At 70.8% G+C, this 19,165-nt stretch carries 13 protein-coding genes and 1 pseudogene; 4 read left to right on the top strand and 10 right to left on the bottom strand.

Annotation, left to right across the window (positions count from 1 at the left end; translation table 11 throughout):
- A pseudogene (locus Q1N79_RS29740) lies at nucleotides 1-433 on the bottom strand (hypothetical protein); the annotation flags it as partial.
- Nucleotides 434-681: 248 nt separating this feature from the next.
- Nucleotides 682-2,994 (bottom strand): DEAD/DEAH box helicase, encoded by a 2,313-nt coding sequence (locus Q1N79_RS29745; RefSeq protein ID WP_300614439.1) that lies wholly within the window; start codon nucleotides 2,992-2,994, stop codon nucleotides 682-684.
- A gap of 126 nt (nucleotides 2,995-3,120) precedes the next feature.
- On the opposite strand from Q1N79_RS29745, the gene Q1N79_RS29750 reads away from it, so the two are divergent.
- From Q1N79_RS29750 to Q1N79_RS29760, 3 genes are all read left to right on the top strand, one after another.
- Nucleotides 3,121-3,609: a universal stress protein gene (locus Q1N79_RS29750; protein WP_300614440.1), complete on the top strand. Its 489-nt coding sequence runs from the start codon at nucleotides 3,121-3,123 to the stop codon at nucleotides 3,607-3,609.
- Nucleotides 3,606-4,130: a histidine phosphatase family protein gene (locus tag Q1N79_RS29755; RefSeq protein WP_300614441.1), complete on the top strand. Its 525-nt coding sequence runs from the start codon at nucleotides 3,606-3,608 to the stop codon at nucleotides 4,128-4,130. Before Q1N79_RS29750 ends, Q1N79_RS29755 begins: the two co-directional genes overlap by 4 nt.
- 121 nt (nucleotides 4,131-4,251) lie before the next feature.
- Nucleotides 4,252-6,378 (top strand): penicillin-binding transpeptidase domain-containing protein, encoded by a 2,127-nt coding sequence (locus Q1N79_RS29760; RefSeq protein ID WP_300614442.1) that lies wholly within the window; start codon nucleotides 4,252-4,254, stop codon nucleotides 6,376-6,378.
- A 9-nt stretch (nucleotides 6,379-6,387) separates the two neighbouring features.
- On the opposite strand, the gene Q1N79_RS29765 is transcribed toward Q1N79_RS29760, so the two are convergent.
- The 6 genes from Q1N79_RS29765 to acs form a co-directional block, all read right to left on the bottom strand.
- Nucleotides 6,388-7,533, bottom strand: coding sequence for an acetate/propionate family kinase (locus Q1N79_RS29765; RefSeq protein WP_300614443.1), 1,146 nt, complete (start codon nucleotides 7,531-7,533; stop codon nucleotides 6,388-6,390).
- A complete protein-coding gene (locus Q1N79_RS29770; protein ID WP_300614444.1) occupies nucleotides 7,509-9,887 on the bottom strand; it encodes a phosphoketolase in 2,379 nt (792 codons plus the stop codon). The genes Q1N79_RS29765 and Q1N79_RS29770 overlap by 25 nt, the downstream gene beginning before the upstream one ends.
- A gap of 101 nt (nucleotides 9,888-9,988) precedes the next feature.
- The gene (locus Q1N79_RS29775; protein ID WP_300614445.1) at nucleotides 9,989-12,682 is read right to left on the bottom strand and encodes a bifunctional GNAT family N-acetyltransferase/acetate--CoA ligase family protein; all 2,694 of its coding nucleotides are present in this window, start codon (nucleotides 12,680-12,682) and stop codon (nucleotides 9,989-9,991) included.
- A gap of 89 nt (nucleotides 12,683-12,771) precedes the next feature.
- On the bottom strand, nucleotides 12,772-13,065 hold the full coding sequence (locus tag Q1N79_RS29780) for a hypothetical protein (RefSeq protein WP_300614446.1): 294 nt from the start codon (nucleotides 13,063-13,065) through the stop codon (nucleotides 12,772-12,774).
- A gap of 14 nt (nucleotides 13,066-13,079) precedes the next feature.
- Nucleotides 13,080-13,751: a CBS domain-containing protein gene (locus Q1N79_RS29785; RefSeq protein ID WP_300614447.1), complete on the bottom strand. Its 672-nt coding sequence runs from the start codon at nucleotides 13,749-13,751 to the stop codon at nucleotides 13,080-13,082.
- Between the two features lie 420 nt (nucleotides 13,752-14,171).
- Nucleotides 14,172-16,307, bottom strand: coding sequence for an acetate--CoA ligase (acs, locus tag Q1N79_RS29790; RefSeq protein ID WP_300614448.1), 2,136 nt, complete (start codon nucleotides 16,305-16,307; stop codon nucleotides 14,172-14,174).
- 214 nt (nucleotides 16,308-16,521) lie between these two features.
- Here acs and Q1N79_RS29795 point away from each other — a divergent pair, with 214 nt between their 5' ends.
- The gene (locus Q1N79_RS29795) at nucleotides 16,522-17,400 is read left to right on the top strand and encodes a universal stress protein (protein ID WP_300614450.1); all 879 of its coding nucleotides are present in this window, start codon (nucleotides 16,522-16,524) and stop codon (nucleotides 17,398-17,400) included.
- Between the two features lie 38 nt (nucleotides 17,401-17,438).
- Here Q1N79_RS29795 and Q1N79_RS29800 read toward each other — a convergent pair whose 3' ends face one another.
- Entirely contained in the window at nucleotides 17,439-17,837 is a 399-nt protein-coding gene (locus Q1N79_RS29800) for an STAS domain-containing protein (protein ID WP_300614451.1), read from the bottom strand.
- A 303-nt stretch (nucleotides 17,838-18,140) separates the two neighbouring features.
- Nucleotides 18,141-19,165: hypothetical protein (locus tag Q1N79_RS29805; protein ID WP_300614452.1), on the bottom strand; the 1,025-nt coding region annotated here is incomplete at its 5' end.

Raw genomic sequence — 19,165 nt, forward strand, 5'->3', positions numbered from 1 at the left:
CGGCGGCCTGCGTGACGCCGGCCTGCCCCGCGGCCTGCGTGTCGCCGGCGGCCTGGGTGTTGCCGGCGGCCTGGGTGTTGCGGGCGGCCTGTCCGGTCGCTAGGCGCCCGGCGGCGGCGAGCGCCTGGGCGGCCCGCTCGGTGAACCGGGCGAAGGGCTGCACGCCCTCCAGCATCAGGTCGGCGGCCTTGCCCGACGCGAAGCGCTTCTGCGCGGCCTGCTTGGAGACGCCCATCGCGGCGCCGATCTGGCTCCACGACGCGCCCGACCGGCGGGCCTGGTCGACGAAGTGGCCGATCAGCGCGTCGGCCTCTTCGTCAAGGCGGGCAGACACCGCGAACGCGTCCGCCACGTTGTCCAGCGGCCCGCCGTCAGGGCGCAGGGCCTCCACGTAGGCGATCAGGTTGTCAAGCGGGACGGGAAACTCAGCCATGGGTCAACTTTAGGTTGACCGTCCGATCGCGGTCAACCTTGGATTGACGACCCGAACGTCCCCCGCGCTGCCGACGCGACGCCAAACCCGACGCGACTCGTTCTGGGCCCAGCATCAGCGGTAACATCAGCCTCTTCCGTCCACTTTGTACACTCCATGACTAATTTCGCGGGCAAAATATCCGGAATGTCCATGCATAGAGTGTCCAAAGTGACATTTCTGTGGCGCGTGAGGCGGCAGGCCTGCGGCTACTGATCGCCGAACAGCCCGCGGATGTCCTCCGCGTCCAAGGTTGAGCTGAACGGGCGGCCGGCGTCCAGCACGCTGTTGAACAGGTCGGCCTTGCGCGCCTTGAGTGCCATGACCTTCTCCTCGATCGTCCCGGAAGCGATCAGCCGGTAGACCATGACGGTCCGGGTCTGCCCGATCCGGTGCGCGCGGTCCACCGCCTGCGCCTCGGTCGCCGGATTCCACCACGGGTCGAGCAGGAAGCAGTAGTCGGCCTCGGCGAGGTTCAGCCCGAACCCGCCCGCCTTGAGGCTGATCAGGAACACCGGCGCCGTGCCGGCCTTGAACTGGCGCAGCACGGCCGCCCGGTTCGCGGTGGTGCCGTCCAGGTAGCAGCACTCCACACCCGCGGCCGCCAGGCGATCGCGCGCGATGCGCAGGAACCGCGTGAACTGGCTGAACACGAGCGCCCGGTGGCCGCCTCCGGCCACGTCGCAGACCTGCTCGAGCAGCGCCTCGATCTTGGCGCTCGGCACGTCCGCATGCGAGTCGTCGACCAGGCCGGCGTGCAGGGAAAGCTGCCGCAGCATCGTAAGCGAGCGCAGGATCGTGAAGCGGTTGCGGCTGACGTCGTCGAGCAGGCCGAGCACCTTCTGCCGTTCCCGCTGCAGGTGGGTCAGGTACAGGGTGCGGTGCCTGGGGTGCAGCTCGACCTCGAGGACTTGCTCCTGTCTTGCTGGCAGTTCTGCGGCCACCTGCTCCTTGGTGCGCCGCTTGATAAGGGGCCGGATCCTGCGGCGCAGCCGGGCGAGCAGCTCGGTGTCACCTTGTTTCTCGATCGGGCGGGCGTAGTACCGGCGGAATCGGTCCGGGTTCGGGAACAGCCCAGGCGCCGTGATCGACAGCAGTGACCACAGCTCCATCAAGTTGTTCTCCATCGGCGTGCCGGTGATCGCGACCTTGAACGGGGCCGGCAGCCGGCGCGCGCACTGATAGGCCCTGGACTGGTAGTTCTTGACGTACTGCGCCTCGTCGAGGATGAGGCCCGACCACGGGGCCGCGCCGTAGCACCCGAAGTCCAGGCGCAGCAGGGTGTAGGAGGTCACCACGGCGTCGGCGCCCGTGATGGCGTCTGACAGCGGCGCCCCGCGGCGGGCGAGCGTGTCGCCGATCGTCACCACCGCCAGATCCGGGGTGAACCGGCGTGCCTCCGCGGCCCAGTTCGACAGCACGCTGGTCGGCGCGACGATCAGGAACGGCGGAGCCGGCGCCGCCTGGGATTGCCGTGCGTGGCACAGCAACGCCAGCGCCTGCAGCGTCTTGCCCAGGCCCATGTCGTCGGCGAGGATGCCGCCGAGCCCGTGCTCCCACAAGAACGCGAGCCAGCCGAAGCCTTCCCGCTGGTACGGCCGCAGCAGTGTGCTCAGCGCGGCGGGCGGCGCCGCCTCGCCGACGGCCGCGGCCGACAGCAGCCCCTGCACTTGCCGCTGCCACGCCCTGGCCTGGTCGCCGACCTCACCCAGGCCGGCCAGTTCTTCCCACAGCCCCGCCTGGAACCTGCTGATCCGCAGCGGGCCGTCCGGCCGGTCCTGCAGGGCGCGTGCCTCGTCGACCAGGCGGGCGAGCGCCGCGAGCTCCGGCCTGTCCAGGGCGAGCCACGCGCCGTCGGGCAGCACCAGGTGTTGCTCGCCGGCCGTGAGCGCCGCGAACAGCTCGGTGAACGGCACCTCGCGGCCGCCGACGGTGACGGCGACGCCGAGGTCGAACCAGTCCGTGTCGCCGTCGAGCTCGCCTGCCGACACGCTGATCCGCACCGGGCCGCGCGCGTAGCGCGGCCGGTGCCCAGGCGCGAAGGCGCCCACCGGGTTCACCCCGTCCAGCGCGGACAACGCGGACAGGGCGGACAGGGCGGACAGCGCCGGCCGCGTGCCCTGGACGGCAGCAGGCCCGGGCAGCGCAGGCAGCGAGCCAGGGGTCTCCTCCCACGGCAGCGCCGGCCGGCGGGCCGCGGGCCGCGCCGCGGGCAGCGCGGTCTCGTCGGTCGCCGCCACCACGAGCGCGGCGACGTGCGCGCAGTTCATCCCTGTCGCGCAGCTGCAGTGGCCGACCCGGAACCGCAGCGGGAAACCTGCGGACGCGCGGAACGAGGCCGAGACGGTCCTGATGCCGCCGTTGTCGCGAACGGTCCCGCTGAGCAGCTGCGCCGACGCCTCCCATGCCATCTGGACGACCGCCCCGCGGCGGGCGCACTCGGCGCCTTCGGCGCACCGGTCACTGCCGACCGCATCACGGAAGGAGGCGAGGGCAACGTCCCGCAACACGACGCGCTGCATCAGTCGAGATTAACCGCCGCCGCGGCGTGTCACGTGCGAGACGCACCGTTCCGCTGGCTATTTCACGCGTGCCAAGGGACGTCCGGACCGCATCGCCGCGGCGGCGGCGATGCGTAGACTGCTGCCGTGGCCTACGGTGATTCGGCGCACGACAAGCCCGAACAGATTGGATTCGAGCTAGGCACCGATGGCCCTTCGGTGATCCTGGTCGGCGTCGACGATTCGGTGACGGCGGCGCGCGCCGCCTGGTACGCGGCCGGGCTGGCCAGGCGACAGCGCGCCCGGATGATCGCTGTGTACGTGGTCCAGCCGGCGATGATCGTGGCGGCCTCGCCCGGCGGGGCGAGCGTGCTCGCCGCCGAGGCCGAAGCGCACGAGGCGGTCGCCGCGGAGCTTCGCGCCCGAGCCGAGGCGGTGGCCGCCGAGCTTGGCATCTCGATCACGTTCATCGAGGCGCACGGGGACCCCTACTCCGAGATCAGGCGGGTCGCCGCGGAGGTGCGCGCCGACGCGATCGTCGTGGGTGCGTCGGCCAAGGCCGGGCACAAGCTCATCGGGTCGCTGGCCGTCCGGCTGGTTCGGGCGGGCAAGTGGCCGGTGACGGTGGTGCCGTGAGTCACGACTACGCACGACGGCTCATCCTGTTGCGGCATGCCAAGTCGGACTGGCCGGACGTAGCCGATCACGAGCGGCCGCTCGCCAAGCGCGGCAGGCGGGACGCGCCCGTGGCCGGCCGCTGGCTGGTCCGCGCCGGGTACGTGCCGGACGCCGTGGTGTGCTCGACCGCGCGCCGAGCGCGGGAGACCTGGGAACTTGCCGGTGCCGCGCTGGCGGAAGCCGCCCGCGGCGCTGCCCCGCCGGTACGCTACGAGCCGCGGGTGTACGAGGCGACCGTGCTCGGCCTGCTGATGCTCGTACGCGAGTTTCCCGACGATGAAGGGACGGTGCTGATCGTCGGGCACAGCCCCGGGCTCGCCGAGCTGGCCGTGGGCCTGGCGCAGCCGCCGCCCGAGCCGCCATCGGCGTTCCCCACCGCGGCGGTCGCGGTGCTCGGGCTGGCGGGAGACTGGGCTTCGGCTGGACCGGGGGAGGCGCGGCTGCTCGCGTTCGCCGTGCCCGCCGACATGCGCGCGTAAGCGAGCGGCCGTCCGGCCGCGCCGGGCGTTTCGTTCAGCGCGGTAGCAGCCCGGTTGCATTTTCCTGGTAATTCGCCGCATTGTTCGCTGCAGGCTGGCGGCGGTAGGTACCGTCGATGGGGTGACGAGGGACCCGGACGACAAACGTTCACCTGGCCCATGGTTCGCCCGTGATGAGCCGACCGCCAGCTCGCCGACGGGTCCGCAGCCAACGGGGCAGGGACCGTACGGGCAAGGGCCGTACGGCGGCCAGGGATCCCAGGGACAAGGACCGTACGGCCGGCAGGGCTCCTACGGGGAAGGTCCGTACCAGGAAGGGCCGTACACACAAGGTCCGGCTGCCCAGGGTCCCTACACGCAGGGCGGGTACGGGCAGGGGGCCGCCGGTTACCGTCCTGCCGGCTACGGGCAGCCTGCCGGCTACGGGCAGCCCGGCGGCTACGGGCAGCCCGGCGGCTACGGACAGCCAGCTTACGGCCAGCCGCCTTACGGGCAGCCAGGAGGGCCCTTCGGACCGGTGCCCGAAGGGCAGCGGCCGGCTGGCCACGGGCCGTCTGGGCACGGCCGCGCTGGGCGCCGGCGGGCTGGCCAGCGCCGGGCCGGCAAGCGGCGCACGGTTGCCATCTCGATCACAGCGGGGGTCCTTGCCGTGGTGGTAGCGGTCGCGGTGGTGGCCGTTACCGTGTTTAAGCACGGGCACAGCGCCCCGGCTACCGGCATGATCCCGACCGGATCCACGCCGCAGGAGGACGGGCAGCAGATCGCCGTCGCGTTCCTGAGCGCATGGCGGGCCGGAGACCTCAAGCAGGCCGCCAACTACACCAACCACCCGGCCGCCGCCCGGGCGGCGCTCGCGACCTACGCCACGTACCTGCACCCGCGGAAGATGACCGCGGCGACGGTCAGCGTCACCGGCGCCCCGGGATCCACGGCTGCGCGGCCCCGGGAGTCCGTCCGGTACGCGATCGGCGTGTCGGTGGCGGCGAAGGGCGGCGCGAACGCGGTGCGCGGCACGTGGAGCTACCACTCCTCGCTAGTCGCCTACCAGCAGGCGAACTCCTCGATCTGGTTCATCGAATGGCAGCCCGACGTGGTGGCACCGAACCTCACCGCGACAACGCACCTCGCGGCCGTCGAGGTCACCCCCACGGTCGGCGTCGTCACCGACGCCAGCGGCCAGAACCTCACCGACTACCAGGATCCGGGACTGACCCACATCGCGAGCCTGATAATGGCGGCGGGCGCACCGCCGGGACAGGGTACCCCAGGGCTTGACGTCGAGATCCTCACGGACGCAGGCAAGCCGGTGCAGTACAGCCAGGCGGTGGTCATCCAGGTCGGCAACGTGGCGTCAATCGCCACCACGATCAGCCAGACCGCGGAGACCGCCGCCCAGGCCGCGGTCGCCATGCACCCCGAGAGCTCGATGGTCGTGATCCAGCCGTCCACCGGTGACATCCTGGCCATCGCCAACAACGACGGCTACAACGACTTCGCGCTCACCGCCGAGGTCGCACCGGGCTCCACGATGAAGGTCATCACGTCCACCGCGCTGTTCAACGCGGGGCTGCTCACGCCGGAGAGCCCGGTGGCCTGCCCGGCGGCGTACACCGTGCAGGGGATCACCTACCACAACGACCAGGGCGAGTCCGAGCCAGCAGGGACACCGTTCATCACCGACTTCGCGCAGTCCTGTAACAACGCGTTCAGCACTCAGTGGCCGCACCTGTACGGTGCGCTCGCCAGCACGGCGAAGCAGTACTACGGGCTGAACCAGGACTGGGACATCGGCATCACCGGGCTGTCCGCCTCGTATTTCAACGCGCCGGCCACCGCATCCGGGTCCGAGCTCGCGCAGGAGGCGTTCGGCCAGGGGCAGCTGATCGCCTCACCGATCGCGATGGCCTCGGTGGCGGCGACGGTAGCCAACGGCAGCTTCGAGCAGCCGATCCTGGTGCCGGGGACGAAGCAGGTTACCGCCACGCCGCTGCCCGCTGCCACCGACGCGTACCTCAAGGAGATGATGCGCGCCGTTGTCACCAGCGGCACCGCCGCTCCGATCGGCTTCGGGCCAGACGTCTACGCGAAGACGGGGACCGCGGACATCCAGGGACAGGAGCAGCCCAACAGCTGGCTGATCGCCTTTGACCCGGCGGCGGACGTCGCGGTCGGCTGCCTGGTGGTCAACGCCGGCTACGGCGCCCAGTACGCGGGCCCGGAGGTAAAGGCCTTCCTTGACTCCTTCTGACCAGGCGCGCTAGCCAAGCACCGACCGGACCTCAGCGGCGATCTGCTTGTCCTCCCGCGCGGCGATCACGAACGAGCGCACCGGGGAGCCGTCCGCGCCGATCTCCCAGTCGTCGCCGTGGCCGGCGGGAACGTTGCGCTGCCCGTCGAGCCGCACGCCCAGGAAGCCGAGCCCGTCGGCGGCGCGGGAGCGGATCTCGGCCGAGTTCTCGCCGACGCCGCCGGTGAAGACGAGCGCGTCGAGTCCGTCCATCGCGGCCGCCATCGCCGCGACGCACGCCCGCAGCCGGTGCAGGTAGACCTCGCGGCCGAGCACCGCCCGCGGGTCGCCAGCCGCGGCACGGGCAAGCGCTTCGCGCATGTCGTCGGTGCCGGCCAGGCCGAGCAGCCCCGACCGGTACTCCAGGGTGGCGGCGAGTTCGGCGGGGGGCGTGTGCGCGTGCTCCTCAAGCCACAGCACGAGGCCCGGGTCAACGGACCCCGACCTGGTCGCCATGACAAGCCCATCCAGCGGGGTGAACCCCATCGTGGTGTCCACCGAGCGGCCCGAGTGGACGGCCGCGAGTGAGGCCCCCGCGCCCAGGTGGCAGGTGACGACGCGCAGCCCCGCCGGCTGCCTGCCGAGCAGTTCGGCGGCCCGCCGCGAGGCGTAGGCATGGGACAGGCCGTGGAACCCGTACCGGCGCAGCGTCCACCGGGTGCGCCATTCCGCGGGCAGCGCGAACGTGGCCGCCGCGGCGCCGATGGTGGCGTGGAACGCGGTGTCGAAGCAGGCCACCGCGGGCACCTCGGGCAGCACCGCCTGGACCGCGTCCAGGGCGGCCAGCGACTTGGGCTGATGCAGCGGCGCGAGGTCGGTGAGCGACTCAAGGCGGCGCCGCACCTCGGCCGTGACCAGCACGGGTGCGGCGTACAGGGTCCCGCCGTGCACCACCCGGTGGCCGGCGGCGTCGACCGGGCCGAAGGACTCGATCGCCTCCTTGATCGCGGCGCCGTCGGCGGTGCCGCGCGGCGCGGGCAGGTCGGCGGCGGCCGCGACCTCGTCGCCGCCGGTGAGGACGCGCAGCTTGAGGGTGCTCGACCCGGCGTTGACGACGAGCACGCGGGCCGCGGCGGCGGGCTCCATGCCGGCTACCTCACCCCGGTCCACTTCCATTGCGTGATCTCCGGGGCGTCCTCACCGTGCTCCCTCGTGTAGGCCCTGGCGGTGATCCGCTTGTCCGTCATCAGCTGGCGGACGTGCCCGGCTCGGGACACGAGCCCCGGTACCCGGTCGATCACGTCCATCACCAGGTGGAACCGGTCCAGGTCGTTGAGCATCACCATGTCGAACGGCGTGGTGGTGGTGCCCTCCTCCTTGTACCCGCGGACGTGGAAGTTAGGGTGGCCGTGCCGCCGGTAGGTCAGCCGGTGGATCAGCCACGGATACCCGTGGTAGGCGAAAATGACGGGGCGGTCGGTGGTGAACATCGCGTCGAACTCCGGGTCCGACATCCCGTGCGGATGCTCCGCCTCCGGCTGCAGGCGCATCAGGTCCACCACGTTCACCACACGCACCTTCAGCGAAGGCAGGTGCTCCCGCAGCAGCGAAACGGCCGCCAGCGTCTCCAGCGTCGGCGTGTCTCCGCAGCAGGCCATGACGACGTCCGGCGGCACATCGGGGTCGTCGTCGGAGGAGGCCCACTCCCAGATGCCGGCGCCCCTGGTGCAGTGGATGACGGCTTGCTCCATGGTCAGCCACTGCGGCTGCGGCTGCTTGCCCGCCACGATCACGTTCACGTAGTGCCTGGACCGAAGGCAGTGATCGCCGACCGACAGCAGCGTGTTCGCGTCCGGCGGCAGGTAGACCCGGATGATCTCCGCCTTCTTGTTGACCACGTGGTCGATGAACCCCGGGTCCTGATGGGAGAACCCGTTGTGGTCCTGCCGCCAGACCAGGGAGGACAGCAGGTAGTTCAGCGATGCAACCGGCCGCCGCCACTGAATCGACCGCGACACCTTGAGCCACTTGGCGTGCTGGTTGAACATCGAGTCGACGATGTGGATGAACGCCTCGTAGCAGTTGAACAGCCCGTGCCGCCCGGTCAGCAGGTAGCCTTCGAGCCAGCCCTGGCACAGGTGCTCGGACAGCACCTCCATCACCCGCCCGTCGGGCGTGAGGTCGTTGTCCCCTGGGATGATCGTGCCGTCGAACGCCCGCCCGGTCACCTCGAACACCGCGTCCAGCCGGTTCGAGGCCGTCTCGTCCGGGCCGAACAGCCGGAATGTCGACGGGTTGCGGCTGATGATGTCCCGCAGCCACCTGCCGAGCACCCGCGTGTTCTCCGCCTCCACGCTGCCGGGCGACGGGACGGCGACCGCGTAGTCACGGAAGTCGGGCAGGGTCAGGTCGCGCAGCAGCAGCCCGCCGTTGGCGTGCGGGTTGTCGCTCATCCGCCGGTAGTCCCGCGGCGCCAGCCGGGCCAGCTCGGGGACCGGCGCGCCGCCCGGGTCGAACAGCTCGGCCGGCCGGTACGAGCGCATCCACTCCTCAAGCTGTCGCAGGTGCTCCGGGTTGCCCCGCACGTCGGCGATCGGCACCTGGTGCGCACGCCACGTTCCCTCGACCGGCACGCCGTCCACGTACTTCGGCCCGGTCCAGCCCTTGGGGGTCTGCAGGATCAGCGCGGGCCAGCGCGGCCGCTCCCGCACGCCGTCCTCGCGTGCCCGGCGCTGGATGTCGTGGATCTCGGCGACGATCGAGTCGAGCGCGGCGGCCAGCTCCTGGTGCACGACCTTCGGCTCGTCGCCGGCCACGAGGTAGACGTGGTACCCGTAACCGGAGAGCAGGGACTCGAGCTCTTCTTGCGGGATGCGGGCCGGCACCGTCGGGTTCGCGATCTTGTACCCGTTGAGGTTCAGGATCGGCAGCACCGCGCCGTCCGTCACCGGGTTGAGGAACTTGTTGGAGTGCCAGCTGCCGGCCAGCGGCCCGGTCTCGGACTCCCCGTCGCCGATGACGCAGGCGACAACGAGATCCGGGTTGTCGAACGCGGCGCCGTGGGCGTGCGCGAGGGAGTACCCGAGCTCGCCGCCCTCGTGGATCGAGCCGGGCGTCTCCGGCGCCACGTGCGACGGGATCCCGCCGGGGAAGGAGAATTGCCTGAACAGCCGCCGCATCCCGGCCATGTCCTGGGTTATCGACGGGTACCGCTCGGTGTACGTGCCGTCAAGGTAGGTGTTCGCGACCAGTCCGGGCCCCCCGTGACCCGGGCCCGCGACGTAGATGACGTTCAGGTCCCAGTTCCTGATGACCCGGTTCAGGTGCGCGTAGACCAGGTTGAGCGCCGGGGTGGTGCCCCAGTGTCCGAGCAGCCGGGGCTTGACGTCCCCGGGCCGCAGTTCCCTGGTGAGCATCGGGTTGTCCATCAGATAGATCTGCCCGACGGACAGGTAGTTGGCGGCGCGCCACCAGGAGTCGATCAGGTCCAGCTCACCGGCCGTCAGCGGGCCTGCTTCTGTCGCGGTCATGCGGGTCCTTCCTGACATCCCGAACGAACAGTGGCGGCTCTCCCAGGTCACCACCATCCCTACCCGGGTGACGGCAACCGGCTAACGGCCCGTTAAGTGAACTAAACCTTACGTAACCGTAGCCGACGCAGGAACGGGTCCTGCGGCACCTGCGGCGTGACCTTGATCCGCGCGTCGACCGCGACCACCCCGTCCGGGCGCGCGATGACCGGGTTGAGGTCAAGCTCGGTGATCTCCGGGAGGTCGTCGGCCAGCCGGGACACCCGCATCAGCACGTCGCGCAGCGCCGCGAGGTCGGCGGCGGGAGCGCCCCGGTGCCCGTGCAGCAAGGGCGCGGAACGGATCGAGTTGATCAGGGTGCCGGCATCGGCCTCGGTCAGCGGCGCCAGCCGTGCCGCATGGTCGGCGAGCACCTCGGTGGCGACGCCGCCGAGCCCGAACACCACCAGCGGCCCGAACATCTGGTCGTCTTCGACCCCGACGATCACTTCTGTCCCGCCGGTGATCATCGGCTGGACGAGCACCCTGGACAGGCGCGTGCCGAACTGGCCGGCCAGCCTGCGGTAGCCGGCCCGCACCGCGTCTTCGCTGCGCACGTCGAGTACCACGGCCCCGGCGTCGGTCTTGTGCACCAGGCCGGGGACTTCGGCCTTGAGCACGACCGGGTATCCGGCCGCGGCCGCCGCGGCCACCGCGTCGTCCTCGGTATGCGCGCCCGCCGTCGCCACCAGCGGAATCCCGTATACCCGCAGCAGCGCGGCGCAGTCACCGGACGGCAGCCAGCCGCCGTCCGGTGACTGCGCCAGGAACGCGCGCACCTGGGCGCGGGCTTCGGCGACGTCAACGTCGCCGAAGCCGGGTACCAGCGTGTGCGGCGCGGACCGCCACTGGCCGTACGCGGCGGCGCGGGCCAGCGCCCCGGCCGCGGCCTCCGGATAGCCGTACGCCGGGATCTTCCCCTGTCCGCAGGCCAGCAGCCTGACCGCTTCCGGCTGGTCGAGCACGACGGCCGCGAGCGGGACCGGCACGTGTGCGTCCTGGATGGCGCCGACGAGGTCACCGGTGGCGCCGGTCGGCAGCACGAGCGCGATCATCGCGTCCACGTCCTCGTCGGCGGCGATGAGCTCAAGCACCTGCCTGAAGCCGTCGCGGGAGACGGTGGCCGTGGTATCCACCGGCCCGCTCACCGAGCCGCCGTCTGGCACGAGGGAGTGCAGCCGCCGCTTGACCTGGCCACGCGGGTGGTGCACGGTCAGCCCGAGGTCGGTGCACGCGTCGGCCGCGAGCACTCCCGCGCCGCCCACGTTGCAGACGATCGCGACGGTCCGCCCGGACGGCGCCGGCTGGGTCGCCAGCAGCGCGGTGGCCTCGACGAGTTCGCCGAAGCCCGGTGTCGCGATGATCCCGGCCTGCTCGAACAGCGCCTCGCGGCTGACCAGCGGCGTGGCGATCGCGGCCGTGTGCGAGGCGGCGGCCCGCTGGCCGGCCTCGCTGCGGCCGGCGTGCACGGTGAGCACGGGCATCCGGGCGCCGACCCGGCGCGCGGTTCGCGCGAACTTGCGCGGGTTACCGAACGACTCGATGTACAGGACGGCGAGCTTGGTCACCTCGTCCTGCTCCCACCACATCAGCATGTCGTTGCTTGACACGTCGAGCTTGTTGCCGACCGAGGCGAACGAGGAGATCCCGATGCCGAGCCGGGAGAGGTGGCCCACCATCGCGAAGCCGAGTCCGCCGGACTGCATGACCAGGCCCGCCGCGCCAGGCATCGGGTTGCTCGCGGCGAACGTCGCGTCGAGCCCGATGGCCGGCACCGCGAGGCCGAAGCAGTTCGGGCCGATCAGCCGCATTCCGTGCCTGCGGCAGCAGGCGAGCAGGTCGGCGCTGGCCGCGGTGTCAAGCCCGGCCGTGAGCACGACAAGGCCGCGGACGCCGCGGACGCCGCACGCCTCTGCCGTGCCGAGAACCGCGGGCGGCGGCACCGCGACCAGCGCGAGATCCGGTGTTTCCGGCAGGCTGGCGACGTCAGGGAAGCAGGGGATGCCGGCGATCTGCCTGGCGTTCGGGTTCACCGCGTACAGGTGGCCCTGGTACCCGCCGCTCCTAATGTTGTCGAGCACCGACCGGCCGACCGTGCCCGGCCGGCGGCTCGCCCCGATCACCGCGACGGACGCCGGGGCGAACACCGGCCGGAGGCTGGCGACGCTGGCGGAACGCTCACGCAACGCTACCGTGTCCAGGTACTCCTCGAGCTGCTTGCCCGTGTCATCGGGCGGCAGCGGGATCGTGATCGTGACCACGCCTTCCTCCCGGGCGCTGTGGGTGGGCAGCCCGGCGTCGGAGAAGACGCGCAGCATGCTGGTGTTCTCGCTGAGCGTCTCGGCGGTGAACGACTCGATCTGCCGCGCGCGGGCCAGCGAGACCAGGTGCTCAAGCAGCAGGGTCGCGATGCCGCGGTGGTGCATGGTGTCCGCGACGGCGAACGCGACCTCGGCCGTCTTGCCCGCACCGCCCTTCCCGACCTCGTAGCTGGCCACGCCAACGATCTGGCCGTCGTACACCGCGAGCAGCGCGGCGTGGTCCGGCCCTGGTTCGCGGCTGATCCGCCGCGCCTCCTGCTCGGCCGCCGTCCTGCTCAGGCTGAAGAACCGCAGGTAAGCGTTGCCCGGCGACATCGCCTCGTGCATCGCCTTGACGGCCTCGAAGTCACCGGGGACGGCCGGCCTGATCTGGACCGTCGTGCCGTCGGCAAGCAAGGCGTACACGCCGCCGGTTGCCACTGCCGGCTGGCTCATCCGCACCTCAGCCTCCTCAGCTTTTCTTATCCCGTTGGCCCGGACCAGCCGGTTTCTCCTGCTGGCACGGACCAGCCGGGTGAGGTCCGTCAGGCCGCCACTCCGCGATGGCTGTGCCTGGCGTGCTGCCCTTCCAGTTCGTCCTGCTCATGGTCGGGTATGCCGGGCTCCGCCGGCGCGGTGCCCGGGCCGGGCAGGCCGGCCCGGCCCTGACGCCCCTGCCGCTCGCGCGGCGGGCTGTGCTTTCTTGTTGGCGCAGACCAGCCGGCGGCGAGGAACACGAGGCCAAGCCATACGGCAAGCGCTGCCGCGATGACGACCGCGATGATCGTCATCGTGAGCGCGCTCAGGTCCGAGTTCGGGTATGCCGATGCGAGGTCCACGGCGGTGTCCTTCCTCAGAACAACGGGCCCGAGACCGGGGCCGGGTGCTCGGACGGGTAGCTGAGTCGGTCACGCACCGCGACGACGCCTTCGACATGGCGTACCTCTTCGATCATGTCATGCCCCACGCTGGCGGTCTCGGGCATGCCCTCCACCGTGACGATGCCGTCCTTGACGGTGACGGTGAACCGGGCCGGGTCCATGAGCACGGTGCTGAGGATGACGTCCTCGATGATGGCGCTGCGGATGTCCGCGTCGGGGCGGCTGTAGACGCTGAGCACGTCGGCCCTTGAGACGATCCCGATCAGGCGCCCGTCGTCGTCGACGACCGGCAGCCGCTTCACCCGCCGCGCGTACATCAGCCGCGCCGCGTGCGCAACGAACTCGTTCGGGCCGATGGTCACCGGCGGTGAGGTCATCAGGTCCGCGGCCGTGAGCCCGGCGGCCTTGGCCTGCTCCCTGTGGTGCAGGATGCCCCCGACCTTGCCGGGACCGGTGAGGTCAAGGGCCTCCTTGGTCAGCAGGTCCGCCTCGGAAACCACCCCGATGACCCTGTCCTGGTCATCAAGCACAGGGAACGCGCTTACCCGGTGTTCCCGCAGCCTGACGGCCATGTCCTTGAATGACGCGTCCTGCCGCACCGCGACCACGTGTGTCGTCATGACGTCCCTGACAATGGCGTTCATCGCAATCGCCCCTTCCTCGGCGCATCGCTATCGACTCAAGTTCACGCCGCGCCGCGGCCCCCGCCCACCGTCGAACGACCCGCGAATCAAGGGACCAAAGCCCCGACCCGGACGCGAGCCCAGCCTGCCCGCATCGCCGGCGCGAACGCCGGACGGGAGGGGCCTGTGCTCCGCCTCTCGCGGATTCCGATTGCGCGGTGCGCGGGCTGGCCTTAACCCCCCGGCCCGTTGCTCCGCGTCTTCTAACGGGTCCCTCCCGTCACTTACAGCCAATTCATGCGCTGCGCCCTGCGCAAGGGGCCGAACGTCCCGCGTCTGCACGCCGTTACCGGCGCGGTTCCCGGGCGGGCAGCGCACGGCCGCGGGAACGCGCAACGGGCGGGCCGCCTTGGCAGGCGGCCCGCCCGTTGGCGGCCGTTGCTAGCTTTCTGAGCCGAAGGCCTTGAGCTCGGCGAGCTCGGCCTCGCTGAGCTCGCGCGGGGCCTCGCCCTTGGCGACCTTGGCGCTTTGCACCTGCTGCCTGATACCCTCCACGACCTCCGGGTTGGCGAGCGTCGTGATGTCTCCGGTGTCGGCGAAGTTCGAGGTCGCGGCGATCACGCGGCGCATGATCTTGCCGGACCTGGTCTTCGGCATGTCGGGGACGATCCAGATGTTCTTCGGCCGGGCGATCTTGCCGATGTCTTTCTCGATAGCGTTCCTGACCTTCTCCTCGACCGCGGGCGACGCCGTGAAGCCGGGCTTGAGCGAGACGTACATCTCGACCACGCGGCCGCGGATGTCGTCGATGACCGGCACCGCCGCCGCCTCGGCGACCTCGTCGACGGTCAGCGCGGCCGACTCGAGCTCCTTGGTGCCCAGCCGGTGACCGGCCACGTTGATCACGTCGTCGATCCGGCCGAGGATCCGGAAGTAGCCGTCCGCCGCCTCCACCGCGCCGTCGCCGCACAGGAATGGCCAGTCGTGCCAGTCCTTAGACTCCGGGTTCTTGTTGTATTTGGCGTAGTAGGTGTTGACGAACCGCTCGGGCTGGCCCCAGATCGTCTGGAAGATGCCCGGCCACGGGTTGCGGATGCAGATGTTGCCCGCCTTGCCGCTGCCCTTCGGCACCTCGTTGCTGTCCTCGTCGTAGATGACCGGGTAGACGCCGAGCACCCCTGGTCCGCAGCTGCCTGGCTTCATCGGCTGCAGCCCCGGCAGCGTGCTGCCGAGGAAACCGCCGGTTTCCGTCAGCCACCAAGTGTCGGTGATGGCCGCCTTGCCCTTGCCGACGCTCTCGTAGTACCAGCGCCAGACCTCGGGCTCGATCGGCTCGCCGACCGTGGTCATCGTCTTGAAGTCGTAGTCGTACTTGGCCGGCTCGTCCGGGCCGACCTTGCGCAGCATCCGGATCGACGTGGGCGAGGTGTGGAAGATGTTCACCCCGAGCCGCCGCGCGATCCGCCACGGACGGCCGGCGTCCGGGTAGTTCGGCACTCCCTCGAAGATCACGGTCGTGGTGCCGAGTGCGAGCGGTCCGTAGACGATGTAGGAGTGCCCGGTGATCCAGCCGATGTCCGCCATGCACCAGTAGGTGTCGTTCGGGTGGATGTCCTGGTAGTACTTGGACGTCCCGGCCACGTAGGACAGGTAGCCGCCGGTGGAGTGCTGGCAGCCCTTCGGGCGCCCGGTCGTGCCGCTGGTGTACATGAGGAACAGCGGCGCGGTGGCCGGCATCGACAACGGCTCGACGAGCTGGTCCTTGTAGTCCGTGAGCAGCTCGTCGACGAAGAAGTCACGGCCGTCGACCATCGGGGTCTTGGACGAGTACTTGTCCGGGTAGCGGCGGAAGACGAGAACCTTGTCGACCGTCTGGCCCTCTTTCCCCGCGGCCTCGACCGCCTCGTCGGCTTTGACCTTGTGGTCGAGCAGGGCGCCGCCGCGGTAGTAGCCGTCCATCGTGATCAGCACGCTGCTGCCGGAGTCGGCGATCCGGTGCCCGGCGGCGGTGCCGCTGAACCCGGCGAACACCTGGGAGTGGATGATGCCGAGCCGGGCGCAGGCCAGCATGGCGACGGGCAGTTCGGGGACCATCGGCATGTGCAGGGTCACCCGGTCGCCGGTCTTGAGTCCCGCGAAGTCGCGCAGCAGCGCCGCGAACTCGTTGACCCGGGCGTACAGCTCACGGTAGGTGACGGCTACGTCAGCCTCGTCCTCGAGCTCAGGCACGAAGATCAGGGCGGCCTTGTTCGGCTGGGTCTCCAGGTGCCGGTCGACGCAGTTGTAGCTCGCGTTCAGCTCGCCGCCGACGAACCACTTCCAGAACGGCGCGGTGGAGGTGTCCAGCGTCGTGTCCCAGGGCTTGTACCAGGTCAGCAGGTCGGCATAGGCGCGGAAGCACTCGGGGAACTTGTCCTCGGTGAACTGCTCGAGGATGGCCGGGTCGGAGGCGTTCGCCTGCGCGGCGAACCCGGGCGGCGGTGGGTAATAGCCCTCCTCACGCCAGTGCACCGCGATGAGCGCCTCTGAGGATTCGACTGCCTCGTCCTCGTTCGCGTCTTGCAGATCATCAGCCATATGTCTGTCCTCCGCATCCCTTCTACGGGCGGCGTTGCCACTTGTTATTGCGGGTTGATAGAGCGCAATCCAAATTTAACGCGCATGTCCCCTGCCCCACCATGGGGTGGTTCATGGGACTTAGGTCCGTGGCGGCGTGCCCTGTCGCCCCTGTAACAGGACCGGCCGCCGGGCGAGCATGTAAGCGGGCTTCCCGGCACCGGAGGTGAGCCAGATGAGCAGGCCGATCGTCGTAGCCGTAGATGGTTCTGAGACATCGCTGCGGGCGGCCGAGTGGGCGGCGGCGGAGGCGGCCCGGCGGGGCGCGCCGCTGCGGATCGTGTCGGCCCCCGGCCTGCTGCCGCGGATGCGCAGCTACCAGGCCCCGTCGACGGTCGCCAACGCGCTGCGCGGCATCGCGGCGCGCGCGCTCGCCGAGGCGGTCGACCGTGTCAGCGAGGTGACGGCGGGGTTGCTGGTGGAGACCGCTCTGCTGGACGGCCCGCCCGCTGCCGTCGTGTCGGACAGCGGGGCTGGTGCACGGCTGCTCGTCGTGGGCAGCCGTGGCGCCGGCGGCTTTTCCGCGCTTGTGCTCGGCTCGGTCAGCAGGTACGTCGCCACGCACGCCCCGTGCCCCGTCGTGGTCGTGCACGAGGAGACCGGGGCGGTGCACCGTGAGATCGTGGTCGGCGTGCGGGACCCGGACAACGCGGACGCCGCGCTCGGGTTCGCCTTCGAGGAGGCGGCGCTGCGCCGTGCCAACCTCACGGCGGTGCACGCCATAACGTGGCCCGCGACTGGCCCGGTGTCGTCGGCGCCCGCCGCGGACTCCGCGTCGCTGGCCGCGGCGGCGGCCGCGGCGCAGGCCGCCGCCGAGCGGCACCTGGCGGAGGTGCTCCGTGAGTGGCAGCAGAAATACCCGGAGGTAACGACCGCCGAGGACGTGGTGCGGTGCCACCCCGCGCAGATGCTCGCCAGCCTGTCCGCGCGTGCCGACCTGGTGGTCATCGGGCGGCACGGCACGCCGGGCGCACCCGACGGCAGCTCGATTCAGCACGCCGTGCTCGGGCATGCGCGCGGCCCGGTGGCTATCGTTCCCGCGCTCTCGGCCTGAGGACAGGAGCGCCAGCCGCGTCCCGCGCCAGGCTGCCGTCAGCCCGCGCTGACGGCAGCCTGGCGCGGCCAGGCGATGATGCTCAGCGCGGGGACGCGAACCTCGGGGAAGGTCTCGTCCATTCCTGTGATGTGCATGATCCGCAGCAGCGACGGACGGGCCGCGGTCAGCTTCAGCGAGCGGCCGGTGCGCCGGGCGTGCCGTGCGACCCGGGCGAGCACTCCAAGGCCGGCCGCGTCGCAGAAGGTCAGCTCGGCGAGGTTCATGGTGACAGGCCCGTCCTGGTTGTCCACGACGTCCCGCAGGTAGGCGTAGGCCTGGTCCGCGGTGGCGATGTCCAGTTCGCCGCGCACCTTCACCATCGCCTTGCCGTCCGCCGTCACCTGGTATGCAAGCTCAAGCTGCATCGCTTGCGCGCAGTCAAGCACAGCCCCCATGACCGCACAACTCCCCCCGTCAGGCGCAGCCTGGTCCCCCTCGACGCGGCTCACGCGAAACATGAATTTCCCCTCCCCGCATGGTAGTGGACGCCAGTGCCTCGGAACACCAACCTCATCCATTTCGCTCTATCTCGCCGCACTCACAGGTGTGCCGCACGTCTAGTGAAGGCCGTGAAGCTTACGGCGGCACCCGGCAGTTGCTGTATAGAACGTCTGAACTGGCCCGCTGGTTCGCCGTCTGACATTAAATTCTCCTCCGCTAAGCGCCGGACACGCTCCGTCAGTTACGTCGCGGTCCGCTCAGCTGGTCACACTCGGCTGCCCGGGATGTGACTCGCGGGGGGCCGTGCCCGCGCCGCGCGGCCGCCCGTCCCAGGGGGACCGCCAGATCAGCCGGTGCACGGGGATCCACCGCGGTACGTCGCGCAGGCCGGGAATGAACGGCACGAACAGGAGCAGAAGTGTCGCCAGGCCGGTCATGTAGATCGCGATCAGGTCCGCGTTGGTCGAGTTGCGCCAGCCGGGCAGCTCGTACCAGAGCTGGTAGAGCCAGAGCCACGGCTGGCCCGGGTAGCTCCCGGTCTCGTTCATGACGCCCCACTGGCTGCCGGTGAGGTTCTGTGCCGCCGCCAGGTTGGCGATGTACTGGCCATCCTCGATGAACAGCAGCGGCTTGGTGAAGTCGGTGCCGTAGAACGGGCGCTGCGCCAGCAGATCGGTGTCGATCGCGCCGCTGCGGGCCAGCGTCAGCTCTGTGGCCAGCATGACGGGAACCGGCCCGTCGCTGGCGGGCGGCACCACCGGGTTGCCGTTGGCGAACCGCACCTTGGCTACCGCGGTCGCGTAGCTGGCCGCCCACCCCTGCCGCACGGCGGCCGGCGCCGCGTCGTAGGCGGCGAGCGCGGCGGCAAGCTGCCGGTCGGCGGGTGCGCTCTTCGACAGCGGGGAGAGCACGAAGGTCTGCGCGGCATCGATCGGCTGCGTTACCCCGAACCAGTTCGCCGGCGCGAACAGCTCGCTCTGCGGTGTGCCGTTTGTGTTGTACGGCGGTCCGTAGGTGGCGGTCTCGCTCGTGCCGTCCAGTTCGGCCGCCGCGGTGGCGAGGAAGTCGGCGGGCGCGACCTGCGCCCAGCTTTGCACGGTGACCGGCGGCTCGTCGGGCGACGAGAGCAACCCGGCCAGCGCCACCGTGAGCACGAGCACGACCAGCGAGGCGATCGTGCCCTCCTTCAGGATGTCGTACCGCCGCGTCGGGCCGCGCCACGGCGCCGCGTCCGCGGCCCGCTGCTCCCGGCTGCGCCCCCGCCTCGCGGCCAGCGCGGCCC

The organism is Trebonia sp. (genome assembly GCF_030042015.1).
Lineage (GTDB): Bacteria > Actinomycetota > Actinomycetes > Streptosporangiales > Streptosporangiaceae > Trebonia.

What these genes read in the sequence shown, in the direction of transcription:
- Q1N79_RS29745 (WP_300614439.1), bottom strand. Translation starts at nt 2,994, where the DNA reads ATGCAGCGCGTCGTGTTGCGGGACGTTGCCCTCGCCTCCTTCCGTGAT.
- Q1N79_RS29765 (WP_300614443.1), bottom strand. Translation starts at nt 7,533, where the DNA reads ATGGAAGTGGACCGGGGTGAGGTAGCCGGCATGGAGCCCGCCGCCGCG.
- Q1N79_RS29770 (WP_300614444.1), bottom strand. Translation starts at nt 9,887, where the DNA reads ATGACCGCGACAGAAGCAGGCCCGCTGACGGCCGGTGAGCTGGACCTG.
- Q1N79_RS29775 (WP_300614445.1), bottom strand. Translation starts at nt 12,682, where the DNA reads ATGAGCCAGCCGGCAGTGGCAACCGGCGGCGTGTACGCCTTGCTTGCC.
- Q1N79_RS29785 (WP_300614447.1), bottom strand. Translation starts at nt 13,751, where the DNA reads ATGAACGCCATTGTCAGGGACGTCATGACGACACACGTGGTCGCGGTG.
- acs (WP_300614448.1), bottom strand. Translation starts at nt 16,307, where the DNA reads ATGGCTGATGATCTGCAAGACGCGAACGAGGACGAGGCAGTCGAATCC.
- Q1N79_RS29795 (WP_300614450.1), top strand. Translation starts at nt 16,522, where the DNA reads ATGAGCAGGCCGATCGTCGTAGCCGTAGATGGTTCTGAGACATCGCTG.
- Q1N79_RS29800 (WP_300614451.1), bottom strand. Translation starts at nt 17,837, where the DNA reads ATGGGGGCTGTGCTTGACTGCGCGCAAGCGATGCAGCTTGAGCTTGCA.